This window comes from Streptomyces sp. E2N166, assembly GCF_003671715.1.
GTDB lineage: Bacteria > Actinomycetota > Actinomycetes > Streptomycetales > Streptomycetaceae > Streptomyces > Streptomyces thinghirensis.
Window position 1 is genome coordinate 750,616 of sequence record NZ_RAIF01000006.1, and the last position, 7,208, is coordinate 757,823.

Below are 7,208 nucleotides of genomic sequence, written 5' to 3' on the forward strand. Positions count from 1 at the left end.
CGGTGGTGGCAGCCTGGAAGTACCGGTACCCGGAGGCGGACCGGAAGGGGTCTGTCGGCCCCGGGGAGAAGGCGATGGTGTCGGCACAACCGTCCTACGAAGAATGGGTGGCCGTTCTGGTTCACGACGCCACAGCCGCGCCGTCCCTCCACAATGCGCAGCCGTGGCGCTTCCGCTACTTCCAGGGCAGCCATACTTTCCATCTGCGCTCGGACCCCGCGCGTGCCGTCACGCACACCGACCCCCATGGACGCGCTCTCCACATCGGCTGTGGCGCCGCATTGATGAACCAGCGGGTCGCGGCCGGGCACGACGGTTGGCATCCGCAGACCCGTCTGCTGCCGGACCCGCGGGAAGCCGAGCTGCTCGCCTCCGTGCAGCTGACCGCCCTGGGCGGCGGCAGCAGCGCGCTCGGCGTGTTGTACCCGGCCATTCACCGGCGGCACACGAGCCGGTACCCGTTCGAGGAAACCGAGATACCTGAGGCTGTACAGACTGTGCTGACAGACGCCGCACGCCACGAGGGCGCCTCGCTGACCTTCCCCACCGGGTGGCACCTGAACGAAGTGCTGGAACTGGCGCGGGAGGCGGAGGCCCGCAACATCACCGATCACACCAGGACCACGGACCTGGCACAGTGGACCCACGGCGGAGTCCCGTTCTCCGACACGGAGAGCGAAGGAGTCCCGCAGTACGCCTTCGGCCCACGCAAGCTCGGCGGGAAGGCACCGATGCGCGACTTCGCCGGCGACCGGCCAGTCGTAGGCCGCGCTGCCGCCGAGTTTGAGCACCACCCTCACCTGGCCCTGCTCAGCACGGACCGCGACCACCCGCAGGACTGGCTGCACGCCGGCCAGGCGATGCAACGCGTCCTGCTGCTGGCCACCCTGCACGGGCTGTGCAGCTCCTTCGCCGCCCAGCCTCTGGAATGGGCCGACCTGCGCTGGCCCCTGCGCGATCCGGTGACCGGCACCGGACACGTACAAATGGTGCTGCGCCTCGGGTACGGGCCATCAGGCCCCGCCACACCCAGGCGGCCGATACGCGAGGTGCTGGACATCGAGCAGGGAACACCGAACTCGTGAAACGGCTACCACAATCAGTTTCATCGAGCAGGCCGGCGCCTGGGCGATCCAGTGCCGATGGTCGCGGCGTGCTCGCTGGAGAACGACGCGGTGCTCACCTCGCTGGGGGTGCGCACCACCACGAACCCGAACCAGCTCCCGCCCTGTGAGCCGGAATCGGGCCCATGGTCGTCTTCGCCAGGCCGTAGGGGGCGGTCCACGACAACGCCCGCATCCCGGCGGACTACCGGCTCTGCCTCACCGCCATCCCGCGGAGCCTCGCCTCACCCCGCCCCCAAAAGGGCGCGGCCGGGATGGAGGCGGAACTGGCGTCCATGGGACAGGACACTCAGAGAGACGTACGGGCCGTGGCTGGCCGAGCTGGGACTCTCGGAGGCGATCGAGCGGGGCATCCTCGCCGGATTCGAGATCGACATCCTCGAGATCCACGACCCCTCCCCCATCCTCGGGGAGTCGGAGGAGGCGCGGCGTGGCCGGCGCCTGGCGCTCCTGCAGACCGCGCTGCTGGAGCACGCCGCGGCGTACAACCTCCGTACCGTCATGACGTACCACCAGAAGGTCGAGGAAGCGGCCGCGTTCGCGGAGAAGCTTCCGAAGACCGCAGCCGAGCTGTACGCGCGCGACGCCGCGGACGAGGACCTGGCGGCCGCCTGCCGTCGAGGTCAAGGCCGATAGATCGCTTCGATCAGGCAGGCGGCAATCAGCGCCCAAGCCCCAATGCCCAGCAGCCACAGCGTGTCGCTGAAGACACCAGCGGTGACCAGAAGGGTGGCAGCCAGGAATAATGTGTACTCGGTGCGCCGCATGCCATGGTCGAATGCGGGCCCTTTCACTTGGCCGCCTGCTCAGACAGGGACCAGCGAGGATACGCTGAACGGGGACCGCGTCGGAGGCGCATGGCTCAAGCGTAGACACGGCAGAGGGCACAAGGCAGGGCCCAGCGCCGGAATCGCCGTTAAGGTTGTCTATCGTCTTCCAGTGCGAACAATCGTGGTGCCTGTCCGCGGAGCGGAGGGCTTGTTGTGGTGACGCGCCGGTGGCCGCGTCTCAGGCATCCGGCGCAGGTGGTCGTGGTCGGCTTCGCCGCGGCTGTCGCGGCCGGGACCGGTCTGCTGATGCTGCCGGTCGCCAAGGCGGGGCCGGGCGGCGCGGGTGCGGTGGATGCGTTGTTCACCGCCACGTCCGCGGTGTGTGTGACCGGTCTGATCGTGGTGGACACCCCCGTCTACTGGAGCGGTTTCGGGCAGGCGGTGATCCTGGGGCTCATCCAGGTGGGTGGCTTCGGCATCATGACCTTCGCGTCTCTGCTGGTCCTGCTGGTCTCCCACCGCATCGGCTTGAAAGCGCGTCTGACGGCCGCCGCGGAGACCAAGACCCTGGGGCTGGGTGACGTCCGCTCGGTCGTGACCGGTGTGGTCAAGGTCAGCCTGTTGCTGGAGGCGGTCGCTGCCCTGGTGCTGGCCCTGCGGTTCGCCACCGCCTATGACGAGCCGTGGCCGCGGGCGGTGTGGCTGGGTGTCTTCCACGCCGTCTCGGCGTTCAACAACGCCGGGTTCGCGCTCTACTCCGACAACCTGATGGCTTTCGCGACCGATCCCTGGGTCTGCCTGCCCATCGCGCTGGCGGTCATCGCAGGCGGACTGGGCTTCCCGGTGCTGTTCGAGCTGCGCCGCCGCTGGGGACGGCCGTGGTCCTGGTCCCTGCACACCAAGATCGTACTGTGGGCCTCCGGGATTTTCCTGGTCGGTGGCAGCGCCTTCATCACCGCGATCGAATGGTCCAACCCGGCCACCCTGGGGCCCATGGACGCCTCCGGGAAGCTGCTGGCCGGGTTCTTCCAGGGCGTGATGCCGCGCACCGCCGGGTTCAACAGCCTCGATACCTCCCAGATGAACCCCGCGAGCTGGCTGGGCACGGATGTGCTGATGTTCGTCGGGGGTGCCAGCGCCGGCACCGCCGGCGGTATCAAGGTCACCACCTTCGCGGTGCTGTTCTTCGTCATGTACGCCGAGATCCGCGGCGAGGCCACGGTCAACATCTTCCACCGCCGCCTGCACGGAGACCTCCAGCGCCAGGCACTGACCGTCGTGCTGCTGTCCGTGGCCGCCATCGCCGTCTCCACCCTGGCCTTCGTGGTCCTCACCGACCACAGCCTGGACCAGTCGTTGTTCGAGACCACCTCCGCGTTCGCCACCGTCGGTCTGTCCACCGGGATCACCGCCGGCCTGCACCCCGGCTTGCAGCTGTTGCTGGTCGCGCTGATGTTCATCGGCCGGCTCGGCCCCATCACCGTCGCCTCCGCGCTCGCCCTGCGCAGTCGCGTCCGCCTGTACGACCTCCCCGAGGAGCGACCCGTCATTGGTTAGGAAACCCAGCCCCAAGAAGCGGCGCGGCGGCCCGGGGGGCTCCGTCGTCGTGATCGGCCTGGGCCGCTTCGGCCGCGCGCTGGCCCTGGAACTCGCCGATGAGGACACCGAAGTCCTCGGCATCGACGAGAACACCGAAGTCGTCCAGGCCCTCTCCGGCTCCCTCACCCACGTCGTACGGGCCGACTCCACCAAGGAGGACGCCCTGCGCCAGCTCGGCGTCCACGAGTTCGAGCGCGCCGTCGTCGCCATCGGCACCGACCTGGAAGCCAGCATCCTCACCGCCTCGCTGCTGATCTCCTTCGGCATCGAGAACGTCTGGGCCAAGGCCACCAGCGAAGCCCACGGCCGCATCCTCACCCAGCTCGGCGTCCACCACGTCGTCTACCCCGAGCACGACATGGGCCAGCGCGTCGCCCACCTCGTACGGGGCCGCATGCTCGACTACATCGAGTTCGAGGACGACTTCGCCATGGTCAAGACCAACCCGCCGGCCGACATCATCGGCCTCCCCCTGTCCAACAGCGCCGTCCGCACCCGCTACGGCATCACCGTCGTCGCCATCAAACGCCCCGGCGAAGGCTTCACCTACGCCACCGCCGACACCGTCGTAGAAGCAGACGACACCATCATCGTCGCCGGACGCACCCGAGCGACCGAACGCTTCAGCGAACTCCAGTAGGACCGGCCGGCGACAGACAACGGTCCGCAGTAGTACTTGCCGAAGAATTAACGGAGTGGCCCTGGCCTGGCCCGTTGCTTCTGAGTTCGCAGCAGTGCGCGTCGAGTGACTCCTCGCCTCGGCCGTACGGCTTGGCGCCGTCGGACCAGGTACCGGACGCCCGCACGGGCCGGACGCCGGCATCGAAATCCGAGGCGGGGCTGTTCGGCTCCTTCGGGTCGCGGTTGAACGGGGCCCTGGACCAGAGATAGCCGAGGGCCGTAAGGCCCACTCACCAGGCGACGGCCAGCCAGCCATTGTGGCCGATCTCGCTGCCGAGGAGCAGACCACGCAGGGTCTCGATGGCCGGAGTGAAGGGCTGGTACTCGATGATCGGCTGGATCCAGCCCGGCATCGTCTCGGCGGGGATAAAGGCGCTCGAGATCAGCGGCAGGAGGATCAGCGGCATGGCGCTGTTGCCGGCCGCCTCCGCGTTCGGGCTGGACAGGCCCAACCCGACCGCGATCCGCCTGAGTAGGCCGGGGTGCAGGGCTGCGCGTGCTCGGGTTGCGCGGTGGTCGTGGTCGAGATGCCCACCACGGCCCTGACAGACGGCAGCAGGTCCGCCTTCATGGACGGCCTGTCCACCTCGCTCATCGCCGACAGTGTTGGCACGCCGCTGAGCCTGCCAGGTTGCCCCTCGGGCCACGTCGTCCGTCTATGGCTGCGATCGCAAACCCAGCGTCCCCGAGAACAGCGCTGGAAGACAACTCGCATGACGAGCCGAACGCGTCACGCGTGCACGCACAGTCAACTTCACGGCGGTGCCTCACCGGAGCGCTCCGGTGAAGCTTCGTCTCACGGCTCCGGGCAGAGGCCCGCCAAGGATGCCCCCGGCGGAGCCTCGGTCTATCACCGGCGCTGTCACCCGCCTGTCGCCAACTACGCCGACGCCACCGGACCGCAAAGCCCTGACCTGCTACAACGCACACACCATGGACTCGCGTGGACACCCAAAGACGGTCTCTACAACCTGTGCCATGTGGTACCACGGGGGTCACTCACCGGCACCACGAACTACGGACCACATACCGAGATCCGGACCAGTCGCGGACCAACTCGGTTTCACAGCAGACCATTCAGCCCGCTACCGCTGGTCAGAGGTGAAGGCCAGCGCATACCACGAGCAGACGAAGAACCTGCCAGTTACTCTCCCGCACAGCTTCCTCGGATCGGACCGAGCACGCGCTGCCGACGGTCAGCGGCGACACTAGTGTCTTGTCAGATCCCCACAAGGCAGCAGCGCGAACAGCGCTGCCCCTCTCCAACGCCCGACTCGATCGCCGGGCAGGTCAGCATTGGCCCGACCCCTACCAATCCTGCAAACACCTACGCGATCGCCGGAAATGGGCAAAGGGCCCTTCAACCTCACCTGACGGCACGTCAGCAAAGTCAGCATTGAGTCAGCAAGTGTCCTGCCACGGCTGCCCACAGACAGCCACATCGTGGAATCGCCAACCGCGCCGGTCTGAGCCAGACGCCTGCCTGGACGCCTCTGACAAGCAGATGGAAGGCAGCGAGTACGGCCCGGCCGCCTTCCACCCCGCGGACACCAATGCTGACGCTTTCCCGCAGGTCAGCGCACCCTCCCCCGCGGTTTCAACGGCACCGGCGGCAGCTCCGGTGCGGACAGCGGGGCCCCGTAGTACCCCTTTACCTCCCCGAACCGTGTCCCTTCCACCCAGTCCCGCCGCGCCTGTACGATCTCTTCCTGGGAGCGCCCGATCCAGTTCCAGAACATGATCAGCTCCTCCTCGAACGGCTCGCCGCCCAGGAGCATCAGGCTCGCGTCCGAGTCGGCGCGCAGGGGTAGTTCGTCGCGGCCGCAGCCGAGGTAGAGCATCGAGCCCGGCACCAGCGGCACGCCGTCGACGTGGGCCTCGCCCGCCATGGAAAGGACGGCGTACTCGAAGTCCCGTTCCATCGGGAGACGTACGTCCGTGCCGCCGGTGAGGGTCAGGTCGGCGCCGACGATGGGGGTGTACGTCGTTCCCGGCGAGGAGGTGCCGTCGAGGGTGCCGAGGAGCAGGGTGGCCGTCAGGCCGGGGGCGGTGACGACGGGCAGGTCGGCGTGGAACTCGAAGCGCGGGTCGGTGTGGCGGTGGGCGTCCGGAAGGGCGACCCACAGCTGCGCGCCGTGCAGGAAGCGGGCGTGCGACCGCGGGCTCTCCTCGGAGTGGCTGATCGCGCGGCCCGAGGTCATCAGGCCCAGCTGGCGCGGGCGGATGGTCTGGAGGCTGCCGGTGGAGTCGCGGTGCAGTACCTCGCCCTCGTGCAGCCAGCTCACCGTCTGCAGGCCCATGTGGGGATGCGGCGGCACCTGCATGCCGGGCTCGTCGGCGATGTCGTCGGGACCGTAGTGATCGACGAAACACCAGGCGCCGACCATGCGCCGGCCCAGGTTGGGCAGGAGTCGGCGGACCTCGGTGGACTCGCCGAGCCTGACGTGGCGAGGGCTGAGGAGTTCCCGCACGGGCTCCGCCACCACGAAGCCGCGGCCGCCGCACAGGCTGGGAACCGCCTCGCGATCAAGATTGCTCATGCCGCCCAAACTAGCGCCGGGCGGGCCTCCGCGTCAGACCGTCCTCCGGCCGTCACCGTGACGGGCGGATACGGCCCTCCCACTGCACCGCCCCCACCGATGGTGGAATGTTCAACCAGGTGGGGTGGTTGCAGCACACCGAAGGAGGTCACGAGTGGACACGACGTACTACGACCACGGAACGCAGGCGGAGCGCTGGGAGCGCGCGCGGATGTTCTTCGACGCCAAGGACTACGCCGCCGCGGCACGCGTGCTGAGCGGGCTGGTCGAGGAGGTGCCCGAGCGGACCGGACCGCGGCTGCTGCTGGCGCGCGCCTACTACCACTCGGCCCAACTGCGGCGGGCGGAGGACGAGCTGCGGATCGTCGTCGAGCGCGATCCCGTCGAGCAGTACGCCCGGCTGATGCTGGGCCGCACCCTCGAACGGCAGGGGCGCCAGGACGAGGCCGACGCGCAGCTGCGGATCGCCTCCGCGCTGGCGGGCGACTTCGCCG

The 7,208-nt window shown here is 68.7% G+C and carries 6 protein-coding genes and 2 pseudogenes; 5 read left to right on the forward strand and 3 right to left on the reverse strand.

Features of this window, described 5'->3' with window-relative positions; translation table 11 throughout:
• Window positions 1-2 precede the first annotated feature (2 nt).
• On the forward strand, window positions 3-1,085 hold the full coding sequence (locus tag EBH09_RS03895) for a nitroreductase family protein (protein WP_345940921.1): 1,083 nt from the start codon (window positions 3-5) through the stop codon (window positions 1,083-1,085).
• Window positions 1,086-1,109: 24 nt separating this feature from the next.
• Window positions 1,110-1,736: pseudogene (locus tag EBH09_RS03900) on the forward strand (helicase); the annotation flags it as partial.
• A gap of 11 nt (window positions 1,737-1,747) precedes the next feature.
• On the opposite strand, the gene EBH09_RS37690 reads toward EBH09_RS03900, so the two are convergent.
• Window positions 1,748-1,891: a hypothetical protein gene (locus tag EBH09_RS37690; protein ID WP_193776095.1), complete on the reverse strand. Its 144-nt coding sequence runs from the start codon at window positions 1,889-1,891 to the stop codon at window positions 1,748-1,750.
• A 219-nt stretch (window positions 1,892-2,110) separates the two neighbouring features.
• On the opposite strand from EBH09_RS37690, the gene EBH09_RS03905 reads away from it, so the two are divergent.
• Together EBH09_RS03905 and EBH09_RS03910 are read left to right on the forward strand one after the other, a co-directional pair.
• A complete protein-coding gene (locus EBH09_RS03905) occupies window positions 2,111-3,451 on the forward strand; it encodes a potassium transporter TrkG (protein WP_345940926.1) in 1,341 nt (446 codons plus the stop codon).
• Window positions 3,444-4,133: a TrkA family potassium uptake protein gene (locus EBH09_RS03910; RefSeq protein ID WP_121745587.1), complete on the forward strand. Its 690-nt coding sequence runs from the start codon at window positions 3,444-3,446 to the stop codon at window positions 4,131-4,133. The genes EBH09_RS03905 and EBH09_RS03910 overlap by 8 nt, the downstream gene beginning before the upstream one ends.
• A gap of 211 nt (window positions 4,134-4,344) precedes the next feature.
• Here EBH09_RS03910 and EBH09_RS03915 read toward each other — a convergent pair.
• Both EBH09_RS03915 and EBH09_RS03920 read right to left on the reverse strand, forming a co-directional pair.
• A pseudogene (locus tag EBH09_RS03915) lies at window positions 4,345-4,638 on the reverse strand (ABC transporter permease); the annotation flags it as partial.
• Between the two features lie 1,110 nt (window positions 4,639-5,748).
• Window positions 5,749-6,714, reverse strand: coding sequence for a pirin family protein (locus EBH09_RS03920; RefSeq protein ID WP_121745588.1), 966 nt, complete (start codon window positions 6,712-6,714; stop codon window positions 5,749-5,751).
• Between the two features lie 154 nt (window positions 6,715-6,868).
• Here EBH09_RS03920 and EBH09_RS03925 point away from each other — a divergent pair.
• Window positions 6,869-7,208 (forward strand): tetratricopeptide repeat protein (locus tag EBH09_RS03925; protein WP_121745589.1); only part of this gene is annotated, 340 nt, incomplete at its 3' end.

Excerpts from the sequence above, each read along its gene's own strand:
- EBH09_RS37690 (WP_193776095.1), bottom strand. The coding sequence starts at position 1,891 with ATGCGGCGCACCGAGTACACATTATTCCTGGCTGCCACCCTTCTGGTC.
- EBH09_RS03920 (WP_121745588.1), bottom strand. The coding sequence starts at position 6,714 with ATGAGCAATCTTGATCGCGAGGCGGTTCCCAGCCTGTGCGGCGGCCGC.